At 62.9% G+C, this 24,273-nt stretch carries 23 protein-coding genes; 1 reads left to right on the top strand and 22 read right to left on the bottom strand.

The window, feature by feature from the left end; translation table 11 throughout:
• Window positions 1-2 precede the first annotated feature (2 nt).
• The 10 genes from NKI54_RS07135 to rimP form a co-directional block, all read right to left on the bottom strand.
• Complete coding sequence (locus NKI54_RS07135; RefSeq protein ID WP_352635757.1) at window positions 3-1,016, bottom strand: class I SAM-dependent methyltransferase; 1,014 nt, start codon at window positions 1,014-1,016, stop codon at window positions 3-5.
• 89 nt (window positions 1,017-1,105) lie between these two features.
• Window positions 1,106-3,253: a polyribonucleotide nucleotidyltransferase gene (pnp, locus tag NKI54_RS07130; protein WP_352691035.1), complete on the bottom strand. Its 2,148-nt coding sequence runs from the start codon at window positions 3,251-3,253 to the stop codon at window positions 1,106-1,108.
• Window positions 3,254-3,659: 406 nt separating this feature from the next.
• Window positions 3,660-3,971, bottom strand: a complete 312-nt coding sequence (rpsO, locus tag NKI54_RS07125; RefSeq protein ID WP_280940423.1) for a 30S ribosomal protein S15 — start codon at window positions 3,969-3,971, stop codon at window positions 3,660-3,662.
• A 140-nt stretch (window positions 3,972-4,111) separates the two neighbouring features.
• Window positions 4,112-5,206 (bottom strand): magnesium/cobalt transporter CorA, encoded by a 1,095-nt coding sequence (gene corA / locus NKI54_RS07120; RefSeq protein WP_352455119.1) that lies wholly within the window; start codon window positions 5,204-5,206, stop codon window positions 4,112-4,114.
• A gap of 133 nt (window positions 5,207-5,339) precedes the next feature.
• Window positions 5,340-6,293: a tRNA pseudouridine(55) synthase TruB gene (gene truB / locus NKI54_RS07115; protein WP_352635763.1), complete on the bottom strand. Its 954-nt coding sequence runs from the start codon at window positions 6,291-6,293 to the stop codon at window positions 5,340-5,342.
• A complete protein-coding gene (rbfA, locus tag NKI54_RS07110; protein ID WP_023676904.1) occupies window positions 6,293-6,718 on the bottom strand; it encodes a 30S ribosome-binding factor RbfA in 426 nt (141 codons plus the stop codon). Before rbfA ends, truB begins: the two co-directional genes overlap by 1 nt.
• A gap of 123 nt (window positions 6,719-6,841) precedes the next feature.
• On the bottom strand, window positions 6,842-9,409 hold the full coding sequence (gene infB, locus NKI54_RS07105; protein WP_352589066.1) for a translation initiation factor IF-2: 2,568 nt from the start codon (window positions 9,407-9,409) through the stop codon (window positions 6,842-6,844).
• Entirely contained in the window at window positions 9,406-10,056 is a 651-nt protein-coding gene (locus NKI54_RS07100) for an RNA-binding protein (protein WP_352455116.1), read from the bottom strand. Before NKI54_RS07100 ends, infB begins: the two co-directional genes overlap by 4 nt.
• Window positions 10,057-10,094: 38 nt before the next feature.
• Window positions 10,095-11,690 carry a transcription termination factor NusA gene (gene nusA / locus NKI54_RS07095; RefSeq protein ID WP_023676901.1) on the bottom strand — a complete coding sequence of 532 codons (1,596 nt, stop codon included), beginning with the start codon at window positions 11,688-11,690 and terminating at the stop codon, window positions 10,095-10,097.
• A gap of 47 nt (window positions 11,691-11,737) precedes the next feature.
• A complete protein-coding gene (rimP, locus tag NKI54_RS07090) occupies window positions 11,738-12,370 on the bottom strand; it encodes a ribosome maturation factor RimP (protein ID WP_023676900.1) in 633 nt (210 codons plus the stop codon).
• 281 nt (window positions 12,371-12,651) lie between these two features.
• On the opposite strand from rimP, the gene NKI54_RS07085 reads away from it, so the two are divergent.
• Complete coding sequence (locus NKI54_RS07085; RefSeq protein WP_352448601.1) at window positions 12,652-12,816, top strand: hypothetical protein; 165 nt, start codon at window positions 12,652-12,654, stop codon at window positions 12,814-12,816.
• A gap of 60 nt (window positions 12,817-12,876) precedes the next feature.
• On the opposite strand, the gene trmB is transcribed toward NKI54_RS07085, so the two are convergent.
• The 12 genes from trmB to tsaB all read right to left on the bottom strand — a co-directional run bounded on the left by trmB (window position 12,877) and on the right by tsaB (window position 24,163).
• Complete coding sequence (gene trmB, locus NKI54_RS07080) at window positions 12,877-13,578, bottom strand: tRNA (guanine(46)-N(7))-methyltransferase TrmB (RefSeq protein ID WP_352614602.1); 702 nt, start codon at window positions 13,576-13,578, stop codon at window positions 12,877-12,879.
• Between the two features lie 11 nt (window positions 13,579-13,589).
• Window positions 13,590-14,879, bottom strand: coding sequence for a methionine adenosyltransferase (gene metK / locus NKI54_RS07075; protein ID WP_023676896.1), 1,290 nt, complete (start codon window positions 14,877-14,879; stop codon window positions 13,590-13,592).
• Window positions 14,880-15,209: 330 nt separating this feature from the next.
• Window positions 15,210-15,629 carry a helix-turn-helix domain-containing protein gene (locus NKI54_RS07070; RefSeq protein ID WP_023676895.1) on the bottom strand — a complete coding sequence of 140 codons (420 nt, stop codon included), beginning with the start codon at window positions 15,627-15,629 and terminating at the stop codon, window positions 15,210-15,212.
• A 137-nt stretch (window positions 15,630-15,766) separates the two neighbouring features.
• Window positions 15,767-17,353: an apolipoprotein N-acyltransferase gene (gene lnt, locus NKI54_RS07065; RefSeq protein WP_352576933.1), complete on the bottom strand. Its 1,587-nt coding sequence runs from the start codon at window positions 17,351-17,353 to the stop codon at window positions 15,767-15,769.
• 93 nt (window positions 17,354-17,446) lie between these two features.
• Window positions 17,447-17,917, bottom strand: a complete 471-nt coding sequence (locus NKI54_RS07060) for a VOC family protein (protein WP_352691034.1) — start codon at window positions 17,915-17,917, stop codon at window positions 17,447-17,449.
• Between the two features lie 17 nt (window positions 17,918-17,934).
• Window positions 17,935-19,002: a hemolysin family protein gene (locus tag NKI54_RS07055; RefSeq protein WP_352691032.1), complete on the bottom strand. Its 1,068-nt coding sequence runs from the start codon at window positions 19,000-19,002 to the stop codon at window positions 17,935-17,937.
• A gap of 28 nt (window positions 19,003-19,030) precedes the next feature.
• A complete protein-coding gene (gene ybeY / locus NKI54_RS07050) occupies window positions 19,031-19,528 on the bottom strand; it encodes an rRNA maturation RNase YbeY (protein WP_352691030.1) in 498 nt (165 codons plus the stop codon).
• Window positions 19,529-19,545: 17 nt separating this feature from the next.
• Window positions 19,546-20,538, bottom strand: coding sequence for a PhoH family protein (locus tag NKI54_RS07045; RefSeq protein ID WP_473556448.1), 993 nt, complete (start codon window positions 20,536-20,538; stop codon window positions 19,546-19,548).
• 83 nt (window positions 20,539-20,621) lie between these two features.
• Window positions 20,622-22,031 carry a tRNA (N6-isopentenyl adenosine(37)-C2)-methylthiotransferase MiaB gene (gene miaB, locus NKI54_RS07040; protein WP_352691028.1) on the bottom strand — a complete coding sequence of 470 codons (1,410 nt, stop codon included), beginning with the start codon at window positions 22,029-22,031 and terminating at the stop codon, window positions 20,622-20,624.
• Window positions 22,032-22,094: 63 nt separating this feature from the next.
• A complete protein-coding gene (gene olsA / locus NKI54_RS07035; RefSeq protein WP_352691026.1) occupies window positions 22,095-22,895 on the bottom strand; it encodes a lyso-ornithine lipid O-acyltransferase in 801 nt (266 codons plus the stop codon).
• Between the two features lie 21 nt (window positions 22,896-22,916).
• Window positions 22,917-23,411 carry a ribosomal protein S18-alanine N-acetyltransferase gene (rimI, locus tag NKI54_RS07030; protein ID WP_352691024.1) on the bottom strand — a complete coding sequence of 165 codons (495 nt, stop codon included), beginning with the start codon at window positions 23,409-23,411 and terminating at the stop codon, window positions 22,917-22,919.
• Window positions 23,411-24,163, bottom strand: a complete 753-nt coding sequence (tsaB, locus tag NKI54_RS07025) for a tRNA (adenosine(37)-N6)-threonylcarbamoyltransferase complex dimerization subunit type 1 TsaB (protein ID WP_352691022.1) — start codon at window positions 24,161-24,163, stop codon at window positions 23,411-23,413. The genes rimI and tsaB overlap by 1 nt, the downstream gene beginning before the upstream one ends.
• Window positions 24,164-24,273 lie beyond the last annotated feature (110 nt).

Below are 24,273 nucleotides of genomic sequence, written 5' to 3'. Positions count from 1 at the left end.
TTTCAGCGTCGCGCCGATAAGACCTTGAACATGCCGTCGCGGGCGAGCTCCGCATGGCTGGAGAAGGCGGCCGCCAGCACCGGTTCGTAGGGAAGCTGACGGTTTGCCACCATGAACAGCCGGCCGCCGGGCTTCAGCGCCTTGCCTGCCGCGCGGATCATGCCGGCACCGATTTCCGGCTCAGTCGCCCGGCTGCGGTGAAAGGGCGGGTTCATGACGACCACGTCGTAGCGGCGCTCGACCGGTTCTCTCAAAAGATCTATCCAGAAGAAACGTGGCTCCACGCCTGTGTTGCCGACATTGGCCTTGGCCGCCTCCAGCGCCTCGAAATCCGCTTCGTAAAGGTCAAGCGCCGATATGCCGGGTGAGCGGGCGGCGACTTCGGCGGCGACATAGCCCCAACCGGCACAGAAATCCGCAACGCTGCCACGCAGATCGTTGGGCAGATTTTCGACCAGCAGCTTCGATCCGGCATCGATCTTGTCGAAGGAAAACATGCCTGGGGCCGTGCGGAAGCGGTCCTCGACCACCAAGTCCGGATTGGCGGCGCGAAGCGTTGCCGCGGCAACGGTATCGGCCGGCCGGCGAAACCAGAAGGCAATGCCGTGATGCTTCGGCAGGTGGCCTTCGAGCGGCACAAGGGCGCCGACATGCTTGCGCAGGCTGGCGATTCCATCGTCCTTGCTGCCGGCGACGACGATCAACCCGCCTGGTGCTGCGCGTTCGACCGCTTCGGCAACGCGCAACTCGTTTTGGCCGCGATGGCGGCCAGCGAGCACAAATGCCGCGTCGAAAGCCTCGCCTTCGACCTGCGGCGTGACCGCGAAGCCGGACGCCTGCAAGGCGCGAAAGTGCGGCCTGAAGCCTTGGACAAGATGAAGCTTGGCATCAAACCCTTCCGGCAAGCGAAAGCCGGGCTCGGCACCGAGAAAGAGTATGCGTTCATCCTTTCGTGGCAGGGAAACAGCACCGGCCTCGAACTGATGGAAAAGCGTTTTCAGCGGCTCGGCGGACATTCACCACTCTTGAACTGCAAGGCTGTTGTTGAAACGCAAACGGGCGCGACCTTCCGGCGCGCCCGCTTCGATTGCATAGTTAGATCAGCTTAGGCGGCGTTTTCTTCGCCTTCGCTCTTCTTGTCGCGCAGGATTTCCTTGCCGGTGGCCTGGTCGACGACCTTCATCGACAGGCGGACCTTGCCGCGCTCGTCGAAGCCCATCAGCTTGACCCAGACCTTGTCGCCTTCCTTGACCACATCGGAGGTCTTGGCAACGCGGTCATTGGCGAGTTGCGAGATGTGGACGAGGCCGTCACGCGGACCGAAGAAATTGACGAAAGCGCCGAAGTCGGCGGTCTTGACGACCGTGCCTTCGTAGATTTCACCGACTTCCGGCTCGGCGACGATGGTGTGTATCCACTTCTTCGCCGCCTCGATCTCCTTGGCATTGGCCGAGGCGATCTTGACGGTGCCGTCGTCCTCGATGTTGATCTTGGCGCCGGTCTTTTCGACGATCTCGCGGATGACCTTGCCGCCCGAGCCGATCACGTCGCGGATCTTGTCGGTCGGGATGTGCATGACCTCGATGCGCGGCGCGAACTCGCCGAGCTCGGCACGTGCGCCGGACAGCGCGTGGGCCATTTCGCCGAGAATGTGCTGACGGCCATCCTTGGCCTGGTCGAGGGCGATCTTCATGATCTCCTCGGTGATGCCCTCGATCTTGATGTCCATCTGCAGCGAGGTGATGCCGTAGGCGGTGCCGGCAACCTTGAAGTCCATGTCGCCGAGGTGGTCCTCGTCGCCAAGGATGTCGGAGAGCACGGCGAAGCGCACGCCTTCCTTGATCAGGCCCATCGCAATGCCGGCGACCGGCTTGGCAAGCGGCACGCCGGCATCCATCAGAGCCAGCGAGGTGCCGCAGACGGTAGCCATTGACGACGAGCCGTTGGACTCGGTGATCTCCGAAACGACGCGCAACGTATAGGGGAACTGGTCGGCGGTCGGAAGCATCGGCCGGATGGCGCGCCAGGCGAGCTTGCCATGGCCGATTTCGCGGCGGCCCGGCGAACCCATGCGGCCGGTTTCACCGACCGAATAGGGAGGGAAGTTGTAGTGCAGGAGGAACTTCTCCTTGTACATGCCGGTCAACGAATCGACATACTGCTCGTCCTCGCCGGTGCCGAGCGTGGCGACAACCAGTGCCTGGGTCTCGCCGCGAGTGAACAGCGCCGAGCCGTGCGTGCGCGGCAGGACGCCGACTTCCGAGACGATCTTGCGGACCGTCTTCAGGTCGCGGCCGTCGATGCGCGAGCCGGTGTCGAGAATGTTCCAGCGCACGACCTTGGCCTGGAGCTCCTTGAACACGGTGCCGATCTGTTCGGACGTGTATTTGGCCTCTTCGCCTTCTGCCGGCGCGAACGCGGCCTTGACCTTCGCCTTGACGGCGTCGACGGCGGCATAGCGCTTCTGCTTGTCGGTGATCTTGTAGGCGTCGCGAAGCTCGCCTTCGACGATCTTGAGCATCTCGGCTTCAAGTGCGGAATAGTCCGGCGCGGTGAAGTCGCGCGGGTCCTTGGCCGCGACTTCAGCCAGCTTGATGATCGCGTCGATCACCGGCTGGAAGCCCCTGTGGCCGAACATGACGGCGCCAAGCATAAGGTCCTCGCCGAGTTCCTTGGCTTCGGACTCGACCATCAGCACGGCGTCGGCGGTGCCGGCGACGACCAGGTCGAGCTTCGATTCCTGCATCTCGTCGACATGCGGGTTGAGCACATATTCGCCGTTGATGTAGCCGACGCGGGCGCCGCCAACCGGGCCCATGAACGGCACGCCGGACAAGGTCAGGGCGGCGGAGGTGGCGACGATCGACAGGATGTCCGGGTCATTTTCGAGATCGTGCTGGACGACGGTGACGACGATCTGGGTGTCGTTCTTGTAGCCTTCGGCGAAGAGCGGGCGGATCGGGCGGTCGATCAGGCGGGAAACCAGCGTTTCCTTCTCGCTCGGACGGCCTTCACGCTTGAAATAGCCACCCGGGATCTTGCCGGCGGCGTAAGTCTTCTCCTGGTAGTTGACCGTCAGCGGGAAGAAATCGAGGCCGGGTTTCGGCTCTTTCATCGAGACGACGGTGGCGAGAACCTTGGTTTCGCCGTAGGTGGCCAGCACCGCGCCATCAGCCTGACGCGCGATCTTGCCGGTTTCGAGAATGAGCGGACGGCCGCCCCATTCGATTTCCACTTTGTGGTAATTGAACATGTCTTGTCCTTCGTATGCGGAAAGGGCCGCGCCGTTTCAGCGTGCGCGGATGCCCTTTCCCTTGGCTTCCTTTCTCGGGCAGCCACGGGCAAGACAACGGGAAGCTCGGCTATTCGGCGCGGTGCCGCACGAGCGTCCTGCAATCCTGCCCCATGACCGTCCATGGGCGGTTTCGAGTGGCCCTCTGCTGTTTCGAAACCGGGTTGGCCAATCGATCCGACTGGCCTTGCGCGTGAACCCGAAAACCAGGTTTTCGGAAAGTATCCTGCGCAAATCTAAACTTCAGAGCGTCCTTTGCGCGTCCAAACCGGTGCGCGGCGCTCTGCTTTCTTCATTGGAGCCTTGGATGATCCGATGCTCCAATGCGCGACCGGCGGGCTCTCGAAAGAACCCGCCGGTCAATTCGTCAACGGCGCAGACCGAGCTTCTCGATCAGCGTCTGATAGCGCGCGTCGTCCTTGCGCTTGAGATAATCAAGCAGGCTGCGGCGCTGGGAAACGAGAGCGAGCAGACCACGGCGGGAATGGTTATCCTTCTTGTGGTCCTTGAAATGATCGGTCAGGTTCTTGATGCGCTCCGAAAGGATGGCCACCTGGACTTCCGGAGACCCGGTATCGCCCTTGGCGGTTGCGAATTCGCCCATCAATTCCTTCTTGCGTTCGGCAGTAATCGACATCGTGTTTTTCCTTGTCTGTTTGAGGAAACGGGACGCCCTCAGCCGGGATGTCGTCCAGCAGGGGCCGGTGCAAGCAACGCGTCAAAGCGCGAGGCTGCGGCGCATATAGTGCAATTCCGACAAAAAGGCCAGCCTAATTCACAAGCCGGCTTTTTGCTGCATAAACGGGCACTTCCGCCTAGTCAGAGCCATTTCTTCCATTTGAAGTACGCAAAGAGCCCGACCGCAACAAGCGCCATGAAGACGAGCGACAGGGGATAGCCGTAATAGGCTTTCAGCTCCGGCATGTTCCAGGGCGAGGTGTCGGGGTCGAAATTCATGCCCCATACGCCGACGAGAAAGGTAAGCGGCATGAAGATCACCGAGACGATCGTCAGATAGCTGATGACGTCGTTGGTGCGCGCCTGGCTGAGCGACAAGTGCATCTCGATCAGGCCGGTCAGCATGTCGCGCTGGGTTTCGACCAGTTCGATCAATCGCAGCGAATGATCGAGCGTGTCGTTCAGAAATATCTTGGTTTCGGCCTTCACATAAGAGACGTCGTTGCGGATCATGGTCGCCACCGCGTCGCGCATCGGCCAAAGCACGCCCTTCAGCACATTGGCATCGCGCCGCAATTCGTGAAGCTGCCGCATCTGATGCTTGTGCGCCTGGTTCAGCATCTGGTCCTCAATGCTGTCGACCAATTCGCCGGCAGCCTCGATCGGCGGGAAATAGCTGTCGACGATGGCGTCGATCAAAGCATAGGCGAGATAGTCGGCGCCGCGCGAGCGCAAGCGGTTGGGCACCGAGCTTGCGATCCGCTTGCGCACGGGATCGAACGGGTCGCCTTCGCGTTCCTGGAAGGTGACGACGAAGTTCCTGCCGAAGAAGACGGCGATCTGTTCGTAGCGATGCGCGGTGACATCGTCGATCATCCTGACGACGACAAAGGCATGGTCCTCGAAGAAATCCACCTTCGGCCGCTGGCCGGTGTTGACGACATCTTCCAGCGCCAACGGATGCAGGTTGAAGATCCGGCCGATCTCCTCGATCAGCTGGATGTTGGCGAGGCCTGTGCAATCGAGCCAGATAACCGGCCAATTGTGGCAATGGGTGTTGACGTCGTCGATGCTGGCATTGTCGATGGTCTTGAACTTTTCGGGCGAGATCAATGTCAGCCTGAGCTCGGAACGGCGTGCCGCCGGGTCGGCGATCAGCGTGCCGGGCGAAGCCCCGACGGGCGGCCGCCGTGTGTTGAGCACCGCCCGCTTCCTGCCCGTCTCAGCCTTTGCCATGTGCCCCCTCGAATGCAGCGTCGGTGCCGCGCATCCCTTCGGACGGCAAACGACGCCGTCGCCCTGTTGATTTAGCGCATGATCCTTTCCCAAAATAGAATCCGGTTGGAGATCATGCGCCGAGAGACAGCTGTTACCCGATAAAGACCCGCTTTGGCTTGAACATGCCTTGCTCGATGGCGCCGATGGCGACCAGCTTGCCGCGCGCGGTGGCGCAGGCCTCCTCCGCTTCTACCGGCGCGTCACGGCCGCGAATGATGACCGGATTGCCGAGGCGGATTTTGGTTGCCGCATCGTCGCTGATCGCGACCTGCGGCAGGCATTCGAGCGCGGCGGCGGTGTCGACCAGAAGTGCATCGATGGCACCGAAGTCGATCGGGGCGTCTGCTTCTTGCGGCTCGCCCTGCTCGCCGAAGCGGGCGGCTTCCAGCTCGGCCAGGGTAACGAAATCTTCCTGCGTGAACGGCTCGACCTCGACCCGCCGCAGCTCGGCGATGTGACCGAAGCAGCCAAGGTCGCGGCCCATGTCGCGCGCCAGCGAGCGGACATAGGTGCCCTTGCCGCATTCGACCTCGAAGATGGTGCGATCGGCCATGTGCTCGACCAGATCGAGCCGGCCGATCTCGACCTCGCGTGCCGGAATGTCGATCGTCTCGCCATCGCGGGCAAGGTCGTAGGCGCGCTCGCCGGCGATCTTGATCGCCGAAAATTGCGGCGGCGTCTGCATGATGACGCCGGTATATTTCGAAAGCAGCGCCCGTACGTCGGCTTCCGCCGGACGGCGGTCCGAGCTTTTGGTCGCCAGGCCTTCGAGGTCGTCGGTCGAACGCTCCTCGCCCCAGGCAACCGTGAAGCGGTAGACCTTGGCGCCGTCCTGGACGTATGGCACGGTCTTGGTCGCTTCGCCGAGCGCGATCGGCAGCATGCCGGACGCCAGCGGGTCGAGCGTGCCGGCATGGCCGGCCTTTTCCGCCTGGAACAGCCATTTGATCTTGGAGACGGCTTCAGTCGAGCCCATGCCGACCGGCTTGTCCAGTACCAGCCAGCCCGAGATCGGCCGGCCCTTCTTCTTGCCGCGACGCGCCACTATTCGCTGTCCTTCCGGTCGTCTTTGTCTTTGTCGTCGGCGCTGAGATCGCGCGCCACTTCGGGCGAGTGCAGCAACTCGTTTATCTTCTGGAAATTGTCGTAGCTGGTGTCGAGCCGGAAGCGGAATTCCGGCATGTACTTCATCTGGCGCAGCGCGCCGGAGACGCGGCCGCGCACGAACTTCGCATGCTTGTTGAGCGCCTCGATCACCGCCCCGGCATCCTTGGCGCCGAGCGGCGAAACGAAGGCGGTGGCGATCTTGAGATCGGGCGACATGCGCACTTCCGAGACCGAAACCACCGTGTTCTCGATCAGCGGATCGAGGATCTCGCCGCGCTGCAAGGTTTCCGACAGAGCATGGCGCACCTGCTCGCCTACGCGAAGCATGCGCTGGGATGGGCCTGATGTGATTGAACGGGGCATTTTTCTCTATCCTGAAATCGTGGGGCGCGGGATAGGACCGCACCACATGTCTCATATGGTTTGGGCGGCGGTCTTTCGACCACCGCCCGGTCTCGATGGATGCCCGAACTCGAACGTTCGAGCTCAGAGCGTCCTGGTCACCATCTCGACGCGGAAGCACTCGATGACGTCACCGACGCGCATGTCCTCGTAGTTCTGGAAGGCCATGCCGCATTCCTGGCCGCCCGGAACTTCCGAAACCTCGTCCTTGAAGCGCTTCAGGGTCTTCAGCGTGCCTTCGTGGATGACGACGTTGTCGCGGATCAGGCGCACGCCCGCACCACGCTCGACCTTGCCTTCGGTGACACGGCAGCCGGCGATCTTGCCGACCTTGGTGATGTCGAAGATCTCGAGGATCTCGGCATTGCCGATGAAGGTCTCGCGCCGCTCCGGCGAGAGCAGGCCGGAAAGAGCCGCTTTCACATCATCGACCAGATTGTAGATGATCGAATAGTAGCGGATCTCGATGCCTGCCGCAGCCGCGGCTGCGCGGGCCTGCGCATTGGCGCGAACGTTGAAGCCGATGATCGCAGCCCCCGAAGTTTCCGCCAGCGACACGTCGCTTTCAGTAATGCCGCCAGCCCCCGCATGGACGATGCGGGCGCGCACCTCGTCGGTGCCGAGATTGTCGAGCGCGGCGTTGATCGCCTCGATCGAGCCCTGCACGTCGCCCTTGATAACCAGCGGGAATTCTTTCAGTCCGCTGGTCTGCAACTGCGACATCATCTGCTCCAGCGAACCGCGCTGGCCGGCATGCCTGGCAACCGCCTTCTCGCGTGCCAGACGCTGGCGGTATTCGGTGATCTCGCGGGCGCGGGCCTCGTTGTTGACCACGGCGAAGCGGTCGCCGGCCTGCGGCGTGCCTTGCAGGCCGAGCACCTCCACCGGCATTGCCGGCGGCGCTTCCTTGACCTGCTCGCCGCGATCATTGACGAGCGCGCGTACCCGGCCCCATTCGTTGCCGGCGACGAGAATGTCGCCCGGCATCAACGTGCCGGTCTGCACCAGCACGGTGGCGACTGGGCCGCGGCCCTTGTCGAGCTGGGCTTCGATGACCACGCCTTCGGCGGTGCGGTCCGGATTGGCCTTCAGGTCGAGGATTTCGGCCTGCAGCAGGATCGCTTCGAGCAACTTGTCGAGATTGATGCCCTTGGTCGCCGACACCTCGACATCCAGCACCTCACCGCCCATGGATTCGACGAACACCTCGTGGCGCAGCAGTTCCGAACGCACCTTCTGCGGGTCGGCGTCATGCTTGTCGATCTTGTTGATCGCCACAATGATCGGAACGCCGGCCGCCTTGGCGTGATTGATCGATTCGATCGTCTGCGGCATGACGCTGTCGTCAGCTGCCACCACGAGGATGGCGATATCGGTCGCCTGGGCACCGCGGGCACGCATCGCCGTGAAGGCGGCGTGGCCGGGCGTGTCGATGAAGGTAACCTTGTGACCGTTCTTCTCGACCTGATAGGCGCCGATATGCTGGGTAATGCCGCCGGCCTCGCCGGAGACGACGTTGGCATTGCGGATGGCATCGAGCAACGAGGTCTTGCCGTGATCGACATGACCCATGATCGTTACCACCGGCGGACGCGGCTGCAGGTCCTCGGGACGATCGGCGATGTTGAACAAGCCCTCTTCGATGTCGGACTCGGCGACGCGGCGGACCGTATGGCCAAATTCGGTGGCGACGAGTTCGGCCGTGTCGGCGTCGATGACGTCACCAGGCTTCAGGATCTGGCCCTGCTTCATGAAGAACTTGACCACGTCGACAGCGCGCTCGGACATGCGCTGCGCCAGCTCCTGGATGGTGATGGTTTCGGGCAGGATCACTTCACGCATGACTTTCTCGCGTGGCTCGTTATGCAACGCGCGCTTGAATTTCTCCTGACGGCGGCGCATCGACGAGAGCGAGCGGGCGCGCGCATCCTCGTCGGAAAGCGCCGAATTCAGCGTCAGCTTGCCGCGGCGGCGGTCCTCCTCGCCCTTGGTCGGTTTGGCCGGACGCGCCACTTCCGGCGTGACCAGACGGCGCACTGGTGCGCCGGCACCGGTCCGCTTCGGTTTGACCTCTTCCTCGTCATCGACTGTTGCCAGTTCGGCGGCGAGCGGCGCACGGCGGCGCGCCTCTTCCTCGGCACGGCGGCGGGATTCGGCCTCGGCTTGCAGCCGTGCCTCTTCCTCGGCCTGACGGCGAGCCGATTCCTCGCGCTCGCGGCGGCGGCGCTCTTCGTCCTCGCTGCGGCGCTTGGCTTCCTCGATGGCGCGCTGGCGATCCTCGACATCGCGGACCTTCGAGCCCTCGAGAGCCCGGCGGCGTGCTTCCATTTCCTGGCGCGACAACTCGTTCAGCACCATGCCGCCGCGTTCGACCGGCGGCGGCGGGGGAGGCGCCTTGGGAGCTTCCTGCACGGCAGGCGCTGCCGCGACCGGCTTCGGCGTGAAGACGGACACAGGCGCTGCCGCCGGCTCCGGCTTGTCGCCGGGCAGCGAGAACTTGCGCTTCTTGGTCTCGACGACCACCGACTTGGTGCGGCCGTGCGAGAAGTTCTGGCGCACCGTGCCCTGTTCCATACCGGGGCGCTTCAGCGTCAAGGTCTTCTTCGGCGTAACACTCAGCGTCTTGTCGTCGCCCGATTTCGTATCGCTCATTCCATATCCTCTGCGGCATCATCTTCGTCAGCAACGGCCGCAAGCATTGCCAGATCGTCCGGGGAACCGCCCCGATATCGGTCGAGCGCAACCATGCGCTTCTGCACCGCCCTGCCCGCGTCTCCCGCGAGAACGGCAGCATGTATCACATTTGTACCCCCCAATGCCAAGCTCAACTCGGCCTCGGAGAAAAGTTTGTAAGCGCGGATCGCAGGCCCGCCGAGGTGGACGGTTGCCCGTCGCGCCTGGCTTATCTTGCGGACGCCATCGTCGGAAGCCTCGGTCGCGTGGAGCACGAAAAGTGCAAGTCCGCCGCGCACGGCGCTCTCGACCTTGGTCGCTCCGAGCGCTATGGCGCCCGCCTTGCGGGCCAGGCCAAGCATGCCCAGAGCGGACCTGGAAAGCAGCGCGTCGACCATGCCGCCAAGATCGGCCGGCACGCTCACCTGCGCCTTAAAAGCACGGGCAAACAGGTTTTTGGCCGCTGCCTTTTCTATATGTAGGCGGTCGGCTGTCACCCAGCAACCGCGGCCGGGCAGGTTTCTCTTGATGTCCGGAACGACGGCCGAATCCGGGCCGACGACGAAACGGATCAGTTCATCCGGTTCGGCTTGCCTGCGGGTGACGATGCAGGTGCGATCGTTCATCTCGTCCAAGGGCGGGTTCGGTGCGATGCGGTTTCACCTCACGCACCGACGGTTTCGTCAGCCGGCACGCCCTCGGCGGCAAGCTCGTCTTCGGTGATCCAGCCAGCCTTCAGGCGAGCGGCCAGGACCATCTGCTCGGCATCGGCGCGTGATACGCCGTGGTTGGCGAGCACACCCGGGAATACCTTCGTCTCGCCGTCCTTGCGTTCCTTCCAACCGGTCAGGTCGTCGGCGGCGTAGCCGGCGAAATCCTCGATCGTCTTCACGCCGTCCTCGCCGAGCGTCACCATCATGGCGGTGGTGATGCCGGGAATCTCGCGCAGCTCGTCCTTGACGCCGAGCGCCTTGCGCTTCTCGTCATGCTCGGCTTCGATCTTCTCCAGATATTCGCGGGCGCGGGTCTGGATTTCCGAAGCCGTGTCCTCGTCGAAGCCGTCGATCGACGCGATTTCGCCGGAGTCGACATACGCGACCTCCTCGACGCTGGTGAAGCCTTCGGAAGCGAGCACCTGGCCGACCATCTCGTCGACGTCGAGGGCTTCCATGAACAGCGACGACCGTTCGACGAATTCCTTCTGGCGGCGTTCGCTCTCTTCCTGCTCGGTCAGGATGTCGATATCCCAGCCGGTGAGCTGCGAGGCAAGACGGACGTTCTGGCCGCGGCGGCCGATGGCCAGCGACAGCTGATCGTCGGGAACGACGACCTCGATGCGCTCGGCATCCTCGTCGAGCACGACCTTGGCGACTTCCGCCGGCTGCAATGCATTGACAATGAAGGACGCCGCCGATGGCGACCACGGAATGATGTCGATCTTCTCGCCCTGCAATTCACCGACGACCGCCTGGACGCGGCTGCCGCGCATACCGACGCAGGCACCGACCGGATCGATGGAGCTGTCGCGCGAGATGACAGCGATCTTGGCGCGCGAACCCGGATCGCGGGCGACCGACTTGATCTCGATGATGCCGTCGTAGATTTCCGGCACTTCCATGGTGAACAGCTTCGCCATGAACTGCGGATGGGTGCGCGACAGGAATATCTGCGGGCCGCGCTGTTCGCGGCGTACGTCATAGACATAGGCACGGACGCGATCGCCATACTTGTAGTTTTCGCGCGGAATCAGCTCGTCGCGGCGGATGATCGCTTCGCCGCGGCCGAGATCGACGATGACGTTGCCGTATTCGACGCGCTTGACGGTACCGTTGACGATCTCGCCGATACGGTCCTTGTATTCATCATATTGCCGGTCGCGCTCGGCCTCGCGCACCTTCTGCACGATGACCTGCTTGGCGGACTGGGCGGCGATGCGGCCAAAATCCATCGGCGGTAGCTGTTCGGCAATGAAATCGCCGAGCTGGGCGTCCGGATTGCGCTCGCGCGCCGAGGAAATGGCAATCTGCGTCGCGTAGTCATCGACCTTCTCGACCACTTCCATCAGCCGCTGCAGCTTCATCTCGCCGGTGTTGGCATTGATGTCGGCGCGGATATTGGTTTCCTGGCCGTAGCGCGAGCGCGCGGCCTTCTGGATCGCATCGGCCATGGCGGCGATGACGATCGACTTGTCGATCGACTTTTCACGCGCGACCGCATCGGCGATCTGCAGCAGTTCAAGCCTGTTGGCGCTTACAACCATCTTCTTTCTCCCGAGCTTGTTGCCGACCCTTACGGCCGGCAGCCCAATCACATTTCCTGTTCGGTTTCGTCTTCCGCACCCTCTGGTGCGTCTTCGGGTTCGCCGCGGCGTTTCCTGGCTTCCTTGCGCGCCCGATTGTCCTTCGAGAGCGCATCGCGGATAAGGTCGTCGGTCAGAATCAGCCGCGCTTCGGCAATCGCATCGTAGGGAACACGTACCGTCGGCTCCTCGCCGTAAGCGGCCTTGTCACGCTCGATCAGCACACCGTCCGCGTCGCTTTCGGCGATCTTGCCCTTGAAGCGCTTACGGTCGGCGACGAGAACCGATGTTTCCATCTTCACCAGATGGCCGGTCCAGGCTGCAAAGTCCGATTTGCGGACCAGCGGCCGGTCGATGCCCGGCGACGACACTTCGAGATGATAAGCCTTCTCGATCGGATCATCGACATCGAGCGCCGGCGACACCGCCCGGCTGACCTCTTCACAATCCTCGACCGTCATGGTGCCGTCTTCGCGCTCGGCCATGATCTGCAGCGTCAGCCCGTTCTGGCCCGACAGGTGCACACGTACCAAGCGGAAACCAATGGCGCGCAGTACCGGCTGAACGATCAGCGCGATGCGCGCATCGATGCCGCTTTCGCGGATGATGCGGTCGTCGCCTTCGCTTGCCGTCACTGTCATTCGGTCCTGTCACTCGATTTCTGTTGGTCGGCAGGTAATAAAAAAGAGCGGGACCGGGTGGACCCACTCTTCGTCACAGCGACCAAGAATTTGAAGCTGATATAGACGATCGTGGTCCTCGTTTCAAGCCCGTCCTGCATGACGGCAAGGCTCCGAGTCCGCAGCGCTGCGCCAAATGCATGGCGCCCGTGCAGTGATCCCCCTTTGAGCACCGGCCACGCACGACTATCTATGTTGCATTGCACAATTGGAGCGCTCACGGCGCTCAAAAGGGTACCATCATGAACAATCGTGGATTTTTTTCAGCCATAGGCGATGTCTTTAGCGTGTTCGGCAGCGCCGTAGCCGCGTCCCGGGCTGTGGAAAGCGGTCGCAAGCCGCGTGCGCATGATCTGCGCAATCTCGGCATGGAGCCGGCAGCCTTCGACAAGATCCGTCGCTTCTGAGCCAAGTGAGCGCCGAGAGCCTTCGGCCCGCTCGCCTTGTGCTCAGCTCTACTTTCCCGCTTATTTCCGCACGAAGGTGAGATAGGCGGGCCGTCGGCCTTCGCGAATGGCCTTGGCCTCATAGCGCGTCCCCGGCCAGCCATCATAGGGCCGGTGCCAGTCGGCTGCTTCGCTTGCCTGCCACGTGAAGGCGTCGTGCGCCCGACAATGCAGGAGCGTCCAGTTCACATAGCTATCGATATCGGACGCAAAGTGGAACTTTCCGCCGTGCTTCAGGACGCGCGCGAAGCGGTCGAGATTGACCGGGCTGACGAAGCGCCGCTTCCAGTGCTTCTTCTTCGGCCACGGATCCGGATAGAGAAGGTCAATGCCGTCAAGCGAAGCCTGCGGCAGCCAGTCCAGCAGACGTGTGGCGTCGTCGTCATAGACGCGCAGATTGGCAAGCGGCCGCTCCCGGACCGCCATCATCATCTTGGCCATGCCGTTGACGAAAGGCTCGACGCCGATAAAGCCGGTCGCCTGGCTGGCCGTAGCACGGTGCAGAAGATGTTCGCCGCCGCCAAAACCGATTTCGAGCTGGACAGCCGAAACTTCGGCTTCGAAAAGGCTGCGCAAGTCGGCCGGCGGTTCAACCGTCAGATCGAGCCTGTAGGCGGCGAAGCCGCTCTCCAGCGCCGCTGCCTGTTGTGGTCGAATGGTCTTGCCGCGCCGGCGACCGAAAAAGGCCTCGGTCGCACGGCTTGGCCGGTCCTTCGGATCCATAGGCGCCGCGGTTAGGCGGCGACTGCTTCGGCGACCGGTTCGGCGAGAGCGTCCTTGAGCGCCTTGGCGAGATCGGTCTTCTCCCAGGAGAAGGATCCGTCGCGGCCGGCCTTGCGGCCAAAATGGCCGTAGGACGACGTCTTGGCATAGATCGGCTTGTTGAGATCGAGGTGGCGGCGGATGCCGGACGGCGACAGGTCCATCACGGCGCGCAGTGCACGCTCGAGTTTTGCCTCGTCGACCTTGCCGGTGCCGTGCAGGTCGACGTAGATCGACAGCGGCTGGGCGACACCGATCGCATAGGAAAGCTGGATGGTGCAGCGATCGGCGAGCTTTGCGGCAACCACGTTCTTGGCGAGATAACGCGCCGCATAGGCCGCCGAGCGGTCGACCTTGGTGGTGTCCTTGCCAGAAAAAGCGCCGCCGCCATGAGGCGCAGCCCCACCATAAGTGTCGACGATGATCTTGCGGCCGGTCAGGCCGGCGTCGCCATCAGGCCCGCCGATGACGAACTTGCCGGTCGGATTGATATACCAGTTGCAATTGTCGGCAATCTTCAGGTCGCCCAGTGCTTCGCGAATATAGGGCTCGACGACGTTGCGCACCTTCTTCGAATCCCACGTCTCATCGAGATGCTGGGTCGACAGCACGATCTGCGTCACTTCCGCCGCTTTGCCGTCGACATAGCGGACGGTGACCTGGCTCTTGGCATCCGGCCCGAGCCTGCCGGCATCACCGCTGCCTTCATGGCGCGCAGCCGCCAGCAATTCGAGGATCTTGTGGCTGTAATAGATCGGCGCCGGCATCAGGTCCGGGGTTTCGCGGCAGGCATAGCCAAACATGATGCCCTGGTCGCCGGCTCCCTCCTCGCCTTGCCGGTCGGAGGCGTTATCGACGCCTTGGCCGATATCCGGCGACTGGCCGTGCAGCAGGACCTCGATCTTGGCTGTCTTCCAGTGGAAACCGGCCTGCTCGTAGCCGATTTCGCGGATCGCCTTGCGAGCGACCGACTTGAACTTGGCCGGGTTGACAATCGGATGGCCGGCCGCATCCTTCAGGACGTTGCCCTCCTTGTCCTTCTTGAGCAGCGTCTCGGGGACGCGCACCTCGCCGGCGATGACAACGCGATTGGTCGTCGCAAGCGTCTCGCAGGCAACGCGGACCTTCCACGGGTCCATGCCGGTCTTTCTGGCTTCGCGATAGACGAGATCGACAATCTCGTCGGAGATGCGGTCGCAGACCTTGTCGGGATGGCCCTCGGCAACGGATTCCGAGGTGAAGAAGTAATTGTGCCGCGTCACGGGTGTCCCCTCTTGAAAAAAATATCGGCAGGCCGCCGATTTTGGCGCGCCAGTTGTTAACGGTGCCGGGCGTCGCTCGTCAAGCCATGCAGCCGTTCTGGCATGAATTTTGACGTTATTATCTTTGCATCCCGAGACGGCGGCAGGGCGCACTGCGATCAGCCCTTGCACCAACAGACTGAGGAAAACGGCTTCGAGGAAGCGTGTCGAGCGAAATCGACCTGCGCTTCAGCGCATCTGCGGAATGAACATCCCTCAATGCGCGCAGCCGCGAGAAATTGCATGCCCAGCTACGGCGACCCCTTCCTTGTTGAACTCTTCACGGGCCAGTCAATCGACTTCGTCGGTGGAAAGCGACTTCACCAGCTCGATGATCTTGCGGCGCACTTTCACGTCGGCGATCTTGACGAAGGCGCGATTCAGCTGGAGGCCTTCCGGGCTGCCGCAGAATTCGACGGCGGAGGTCATCGAAGCATCCTCGGCAAATCCACGGTTGCCCACGGGCTCCTGACCGGGCGCATCCTCGAAAAAGAAGGCGACGGGGACGCCGAGTATGGAGGCGATTGCCTGCAAACGGCTGGCGCCGACGCGATTGGTGCCCTTTTCGTACTTTTGGATCTGCTGGAACGTTATGCCGAGGTTTTCACCCAGTTTTTCCTGGCTCATTCCCAGCATATTGCGGCGAAGCCGGATGCGGCTTCCGACGTGGATGTCGATCGGATTCGGCTTTTTCTTGTTTTCTTCTGTCATTTTTTCCTCGCCGAATTTTTCCGGCTTTTTCTATTTTGCTGCCCAAACGACGCCGCGGCCCGTGCCCCAACAGAACGACCTTATCGACTTCGAAAATTTTCAGGCGCTTACAGTATGAGTTTCTAATGTGTCGGCTGTCAATTCGCCCGTAGCCTTTGCCTTACGTTCAAAATGCATGCCGCAACGGCAAGCAAAAACATGATCAGCATTCCGTTAATGCGTCGCTGGCCGGAGGAAACGATGGCTTGGTTGGAGATCGGCACCCGCACATCGATCGCGCCGCGTGCATCGATTGCCAGCGCGTCGACGATGCGACCGCGCGGGTCGACAACGGCCGAAATGCCGTTATTAGCCGCGCGCAACAGGGGCACCCCATTCTCCACCGCCCGGATCTGCGCCTGCCTGAAGTGCTGGTACGGCCCCGGCGTGTCGCCGAACCAGGCGTCATTGGTGACGTTCACAATAAGCTCGGCTGACGTTGCGTCAACTGCGACCAGATCGGGAAAGATGACCTCATAGCAAATAAACGGCAGCGCCCGGATACCGCCGGGCAGCGCGATCGGATGCCGCTCATTGCCCGCCGCGAAGGTCATTGGACCGGCAACAAGCTGCTCAAGCCCGAAGCGGCCGAGCAGATCGGCGAAAGGCAGGTATTCGCCGAAGGGTACCAGGTGGACCTTGTCGACGGCATCGACGATTTCGCCCCTTTCGTCGATCGCCACCACAGAGTTGTAGTAACGGCTGCCGGCCGCCGAGCCGCCTTCCTCGCGAACGACGCCGGCGACCAGCATCTGGCCATCGCCAAGCATCTCTCCGATCGCAGGCAGGGCATCCGGACGTTCGGTGAACAGAAACGGCACGGACGTCTCCGGCCACAGGATCAATTGCGGCCTGTCATGGCCGGGTTCCGGCGCCTTGGCCGAAAGCCCCATCATGGTGGCGAAGATACGGTCACGCACCGAGGTATCCCATTTTTCCGTAAGGTCGACGGCAGGCTGCACGATACGGACGTCAAGGCTGCGGGCGGCCGGCTTTTCGGGGGCGGCGAGCCGGATATAGCCGAAGCCGGCATGGGCGGCGACGAGAACGACAAGCAATGCCGCGCCGAGGCGGAGATGCCGGCGCGCCGCAAGCAGCGCCGGCAGCGCAAAGACGAAGACCGCAAGCGCGTCCATGCCGACCATGCCGGTCACCGAGACGCTCTGCATCAGCAAAGGTACCGGCATCGCCGCATAGCCGACGGCATTCCACGGAAAGCCGGTGAACAGGAAGCCGCGCAGCCATTCCGCCAAGGCAAAGCCGAAGGCAAGTGCCGCGATGCGGCCGATGTCATTGCTCCACAACAGCCGGGCGACCACAGCGGCGAAGCCATAGAAGAAGGCGAGCGCGAGGGGGATGCCGACCACCGCGAACGGCAAGGCCCAGGCAAAGCTGTCGGCCTCGACCAGCAGCGCCGAGCCGACCCACCAGAGACCGGCAAGAAAGTAGCCGAAACCGAACCACCAGCCGATGGCGAAAGCCGGCAGCAAGCGCCGCAGAAAACCGTCCGAGGCTTCGCCGGTCGCGCCGTCGAGTAGCCACACCAGCAGGGGAAACGAAACGAAACAGACGGCGAAGAAATCGTACGGCGCCTGGGCAAGAACCGCCAGCGCCCCGGCAAGAAACGCAACCAGCGCGCGCCGCCAGCCCCAAAGCAGAATTATCCGGCCGGCCTGGCGCTCCATCTATGCTTCCGAGTCGTGCGAATCAGGAAGCAAGATTTATCAGGCCGCGGGCTTGGCTCCAAACCGGATAAGAGCGAACAAGTCCGCTCATAGCTATCGATGCCAGCCTTCGATCTTCAGTCCGCCCAGCCGCTCAGCCTCTTCGCGTGGGACGGAGCGGACAGTCTGGGAAAAGGTCCAGATATGGCCTTCAGGATCGCGCGCCCTGTACTGCCGTTCACCGTAGAGCTGGTCGGCAGGCCCCTCGACGATCTCGGCTCCCGCCGCCCTTGCACGATCGCAGTGGGCATCTATCCCGTCCTTGAGACGTACATAGACCGACTGCGTGTTCTTGCCTGCAACTGAAGCCGGGCTGGCTATAGGGTCGGCCCATTCGGAATCGACGATGATATAGCCGTCGCCGAACCGCATCTCGGAATGGACGAGCCTGCCATTAGCATCGCTGACCACCATGCTCGGCTCGAAGCCGAAAGCCTTTTCAAGCCATGTCAATGCGGCCCGCGGATTCTGGTAGAAGACACCCGAGCCCAAGGTTGAGTGCTTGAACGGGTCCTCAACCGGCATCGGGCAAGCCGCGTCCTTCAAGCCTGCTCGGTGCGGACGGCGCGGCGGCGGCGCTCGCCCTTCAGGGTCTCGACGATGCGCACGCGCTTGACGCGGCGCGGATCGGCGTCGAGCACATGGAACTCGAAGCCGGGTATGGCCTGCACCACTTCGCCGCGCGCCGGCACCCGGCCAAGCGTGTTGAAGATCATGCCGCCGATCGTGTCGACATATTCACCGTGCTCGCCGGCGGCGAAATCCTCGCCGATCATCTTGGCGACATCGTCGATCTCGGCCTTGCCGTCGACGATGAAGACGCCTTCACCGGCCTGGGTGATCATCGGCTCGTCTTCGTCATGCTCGTCCTCGATGTCGCCGACCACCATCTCGACGATGTCCTCGAGCGAGACGAGACCGTCAGTACCGCCATATTCGTCGATGACCAAAGCCATCTGGGTCCGCGTCGTCTGCATCCGCCCCATCAGGTCGGAGGCGAGCATCGACGGCGGCACGAACAGCACCGGTCGGATCAGGTTGAGATCGCCGATGGTGCGCGCCAGATCGACCTGGGCGAGATCGAGAACAGTCGCGACCGGGGTTTTCCTGGTCGTCCTGCCCTTTCTGACGCGGGCGACCTTGGTGATGTGCGCCAGCACGTCGCGGATATGGACCATGCCGCGCGGGTCGTCGAGCGTCTCCGAATAGACCGGCATGCGGGAATGGCCGGACTGCTCGAACAACCCCAGAAGGTCGCCGAGCTTCGTGGTGATCTCGACCGCCTCGATGTCGGCGCGCGGCACCATGACGTCCTCGACCCGCACTTCGCGCAGGCGCAGGATGTTGTTGAGCATGGCGCGTTCGCCGGGCGAGAAGGATTCTGCATCGCTCGCCGTTTCGGCAAGCGCACCGGCAATCTCCTCGCGCAGGCTGGTGCCGTTGCGGTGCCTGAAAAGCCCGAGCACGCGATCGAACAGGGAAGGACCGGCAGGCGATGCCTCGCTGGCGAAGCTGCCGGTCGTGGTACTCGGCCCCTCTTCCGTCGTTTCGGAAGGCTTGATCACACTGCCGGCGTCGGAGCGGGCGGCAGTCTCTGGTTTGTCGTTCATCATCGTCCGGTCAATTGGTCTTTTGTAATTACGTGTAGGGATCGGGAATGGCAAGCCTCGCAAGTGCTGCGCGCTCTGTCGCTTCCATCAGTTCCGCTTCGGCGTCGGTTTCGTGATCGTAGCCCAGCAAATGCAGCAGGCCATGGATAACGAGATGAGAGATATGGTCCTCGACCGGCTTGTCTTCCAGTGCCGCCTCGCGCGCGACCGTCTCGGCGGCCAACACGATGTCGCCGAGCATCGGCGGCAGAGCCCCGCCCCTGGCGAACGGAAAAGCTGGAAAAGACAGGACGTTGGTCGGCTTGTCCTTGCCGCGCCAGCCGGCATTGAGCGTACGGATATGGGCATCGTCGGAAAAGATTATGCTGAGCTCGGAACGGCCGTCCGCACCGGTTTCGGCAAAGGCGGCCGAGACGGCACGGTCGACAAGCCGCATCAGCGCTGCCTCGTCGGGCCAGTCGCCCGCCTCGATCGCGATATCGATTTCGACGGGAAGCGGTCCCCCCGCCTTTTGCTCCTCAGCCATGCGGCCGCATAATCATATCAGCTTTCGACACCCAGGCCCCTGGCCAGCTTGCCGTCACGGTCGTAGGCCTTGACGATCTCGGCGACCAGCGGATGCCTGACGACGTCGCCTTCATTGAAGCGTACGGTCACCATGCCGGTGACGCCGTCGAGGATTCTCAGCGCCTCGACCAGGCCGGATTTGGTGTTTGGCGGCAGATCGATCTGGGTCGGATCGCCGGTGACGATCATGCGCGAGTTCTCGCCGAGCCGGGTCAGGAACATCTTCATCTGCATCGGCGTGGTGTTCTGCGCCTCGTCGAGGATGACGGCAGCGTGCGCCAGCGTACGGCCGCGCATGAACGCCAGCGGCGCGATCTCGATGACCTCAGCAGCAATCGCCCGCTCGACCTTGTCGGCCGGCATCATGTCGTAGAGCGCGTCATAGAGCGGCCGCAGATAGGGATCGACCTTCTCCTTCATGTCACCCGGCAGAAAGCCAAGCCGTTCGCCGGCCTCGACCGCGGGGCGCGACAGCACGATGCGTTCGACCATGCCGCGTTCGAGCAGCATTGCCGCATGCGCCACCGCCAGATAGGTCTTTCCGGTGCCGGCCGGGCCGATGCCGAAGACGAGTTCCGACCGCTCCAGCGCGCGCATGTAGGCGTCTTGGTTCAGCGAGCGGGCATAGATCGTCTTCTTGCGCGTCGATATCTGGGCGGCGGACACCTTGCCCTTGCGCTCCAGCGTCGGCAGCGTCAGCTGGTCGTCGCTGGCGATCGCCATGCGCACGGCGCCGTCGACATCGGACTGGCCGATGTCGGTGCCTTTCTGCAGAATGCCATAAAGATTGTCCAAGGCGCGGCGCGCCTGCTCGGCGGCCGAGGAAGAGCCCTTGATCGTCAATTGGTTGCCGCGCGAGCGGATGTCGACGCCGAGCTTCTGCTCGAGCCTGGCCAGATTCTCGTCGAACTGGCCGTAAAGGGCGCTGGCAAGCTTGTTATTGTCGAAAGTCAGTACGATGTGCGCCATATCCGAGGCCCCCGAGGGTAGATTCTGGGGCAGGTTCTTGACTTCAGCAGCGCTCAACCGTCTCTCCTCATCTGCCGAGGCCTTCAGGCCAATTCGGCGAACAGGCTGTTGTAGCCCGTCTTCGTGATTCGTACCTGGATAATGTCACCGATTTCGCCGGCCTTTTCATCAACAATAACCGGCTGCAGCCAGGGCGAGCGGCCAACCTTCTGGCCGGCCTGGCGGCCCGGCTTTTCGATCAGCGTGTCGATGGTCCTGCCGATCAGGCTGGTGCCGAAATCCTGCTGCTGTTTCAGCAGCAGCGCCTGCAGCCGCTGCAGGCGCTCGTCCTTGACGGCCTCCGGCACGTGATCGCTCATCTCGGCGCCCGGCGTGCCGGGGCGCGGAGAATATTTGAACGAGAAGGCCGAGGCATAGTTGACGTCTTCGACCAACTGCATCGTCGCCTCGAAATCGGCTTCCGTCTCACCGGGAAAGCCGACAATAAAATCGCCGGACAGTGCGATGTCGTTCCGTGCGGCACGGATGCGGTCGATCAACGTCAGATAGTCCTTGGCCATATGCCTGCGGTTCATCGCCTTGAGTATGCGGTCGGAGCCGGACTGCACCGGTAAATGTAGATAGGGCATCAGCGTCGGCAAATCACGATGGGCGGCGATCAATTCATCCTCCATGTCGCGCGGATGACTGGTTGTGTAGCGCAGCCGCGCCAGGCCCGGAATCTCGGCCAGCCTGAACAGCAGCCGGCCAAGGCCCCATTCCTCGCCGTTTTCGCCTCTTCCATGCCAGGCATTGACGTTCTGGCCGAGCAGCGTCAGCTCACGCACGCCGGCATCCGCCAGGCGCTCGGCCTCGGCGACGATCTGTGCGACCGGCCGCGAGACTTCCGAGCCGCGCGTATAGGGCACGACACAGAAGGTGCAGAACTTGTCGCAGCCTTCCTGAACGGTCAAGAACGCCGTCACGCCGCGCCTGATCAGTTCGGCGCGCTTCGGCTGCGGCAGATACTCGAACTTGTCCTCGACGGCATAGTCGGTCTCGACGATCTTTTCGCCGCTCCGCGCCCTCGCCAGCACACCGGGCAGCCGGTGGTAGGTCTGCGGGCCGATGACCAGGTCGACGGCCGGCGAGCGGCGGATGATCTCGGCACCCTCGGCCTGCGCCACGCAGCCGGCGACGCCGACCAGCATTTCGCGCCCGGTCTTCGCACGTTCCGCCTTCAACTCACGGATGCGCCCAAGTTCGGAATAGACTTTTTCCGCCGCTTTCTCGCGGATGTGGCAGGTGTTGAGCAGCACCAGATCGGCCTCGCCGATAGCGTCTGTCGCGGCATAGCCGTCGGCCGCCAGCGCATCGGTCATGCGCTGCGAATCGTAAACGTTCATCTGGCAGCCATAGGTCTTGACGAAGACCTTTCTGGTCGCGGCAGCCGGAACGACCAGGTTTTCGGCGGCAGCGCCGATGTCGTCGCGTTCTATCGTGTTCAATTCCATTTCGCGGCTTCTAGCGCCTTTCCCCGACAAAAAACAGACGAATCTGGCCGGAACCTGCGCAGCCTACCGGCTCGGACGCGGTTCGGCGAGCGCCGCTTGTACCATCTCGCGCACCTGGCGTTCCATCTGCTTTGCCGTCTCCTTGCGGCTGGAGCCCTTGGAAAAGGCGATCGCCTCGCCAAAATGCACCTCGACGTCGAGGGCGCCCTCGGCCATCAGCACCTTGAGGTGCGGCATCAGCTCCTCGTCGCCGATCCAGGCGGCAACCGGCCGATGCCGGCGGCCGAGCGGCACGCCATGCAGGCGCGTATAGACGATCGCCACCGGCTGAATGAAGACCTGTTCGGCCGCCCCTTCCGCAATTGCTACTGTGGCGGCGCCGAACAGCGTGCTCTTGAACGGCAGGATCATGTTGCCGTCGCCGGTCGAGCCTTCGGCGAACAGCACCATGGCGTCGCCCTTGGCCATGCGGCCGGCGATCTCGCTCGCCTGGTCGCCCGACGAACGCTTGCGCTCACGTTCGATGAAGACCGTGCGTTGCAGCTTCGATAGCATGCCGATCAACGGCCAGCCGGCCATATCGGCCCTGGCGATGAACGTCACGTCGACCATCGACCCCAGCACCATGATGTCGGTCCAGGAGATGTGGTTGGACGCAACCAGCAATGGGCGCTGGCCGGACAGCGCTCCCTTGACATGGATGCGCAGCCCCAGCGCCCTGACGATCATCCTGTGCCAGATCTTCAGGATGAAGGTTTCGCGCCAGAGTCCGGTCCTCATCGACAGTATCTGCAAAGGAACAAGCACCAATGAGCCGACGACAACCAGCCCAAGGGCCAGGAAAATCCTGATTTTTCCTATCATCCGCACCACCCCGGCGTTTGGCTAGCGAAGATCGCGGCGCATGACAAGCGCGCCGGTCGGGCCGTGCTCCGGCGACTTGTAATAGTTGGCGCGCTTGCCGACCTCGCGGAAGCCGAACCGCCGGTAGAGCGCGGTCGCGGCGACATTGGTCTCGTCGACCTCGAGGAAAAGCGCCTCGGCGCGCTGTGCGTGCAGTTCACGCAGCACCGCATCCATCAATTGCCAGCCGAGCCCCCGGCGCCGATGCGAGCGTGCCACCGCGACCGTCAGGATCTCCCCCTCGCCGGCCGCCAGCCGCGCCAGCACGAAGCCGACCGGCGGCTTGGCACCCTGTCCGGTCTCGCGCGCGGCATAGCCGAACACCGTGTCCTGCTCGAGCAGCGCGGCGAATTCGTCGTCGGTCCACGGCCGCGCGAAATCCTCGCGATGCAGCACCGACATGGCCGCGCTGTCGGCAACCGTCAGCGGCTCGAGCGCATAGTCCCTGCGGCGCGGCTGGAGGAAGGGAATGCGCATCAGGACTTGTTTCCGTTTGGACCATGATCTTTTCCCAAAACCGGTTTCCACTTTTTGGGATCGTGGTCTTGCCTAGATAGAATAAAGCCGGCCTGCGGCTTTGCGTCGGCGCCGCGCAGATAGAGCGGTTTCGGTTTTTCGCTCTCGCCATGTTTACCGGCACGTTGGGCGGCGGCCAGCCGGGCATAGACGGCGATGTCGGCGGTGGCCGCTGTCGCGCCGACGTCGAAGGCGCGCCCGGCCGAGGCGGCAATTTGCGTTGCCGCCGTACCGGCCAGAACCGCGGAGCTGTCAACCGCGATGGCGGCGGCTTGCGAGAGCGTGGTCACCGAGGGACCGTAAATCAAAACGGATGCTTCATCGTAGAGTGCCGCATGGATTTCCTCGCGCCCTGCATCGAGCGCGGCGAGCGCGGCGCGGCCGGGAAACGTCGCTCTTGCTTGCGCCGCCAATGCTTCAAGAGTCGTCACGCCGATCGCCGGTATTTTCAGCGCCAGCGCAAGGCCGCGCGCCGCCGAGACGCCGACGCGCAGACCGGTGAAGGAGCCCGGACCCGTCGAAACGGCAATGGCGCCGAGGCCGGAATAGTCGGTTCTGCTGGTCCCCAACGCCTTTTCGATGACACCCATCAGATGCTCGGCATGACCCTTACCGAGATCGAGCACCGAACGGCCGAGTTCTTTCCCGGCCGCCGCGTCGTAGACGCAGGCGGCGCAGAGATTGGCGGCACAGTCGATGGCAAGCAATTTCATGAAGCGGCCGGTTGAGACAGTTTCGAAAACAGCTTCCCTCTGCCCGCCAGGGCTGATCCCCGCAAGGGCATAATGGATAAATCGTCAGGCGACTTGGCTTCGGGCGGGTC

The sequence above is a fragment of the Mesorhizobium sp. M0663 genome (assembly GCF_040320585.1).
Classification (GTDB): Bacteria; Pseudomonadota; Alphaproteobacteria; order Rhizobiales; family Rhizobiaceae; genus Mesorhizobium.
The sequence above is the reverse complement of the archived record's forward strand: the minus strand, read 5'-3'. Positions and strand labels throughout refer to the sequence as shown.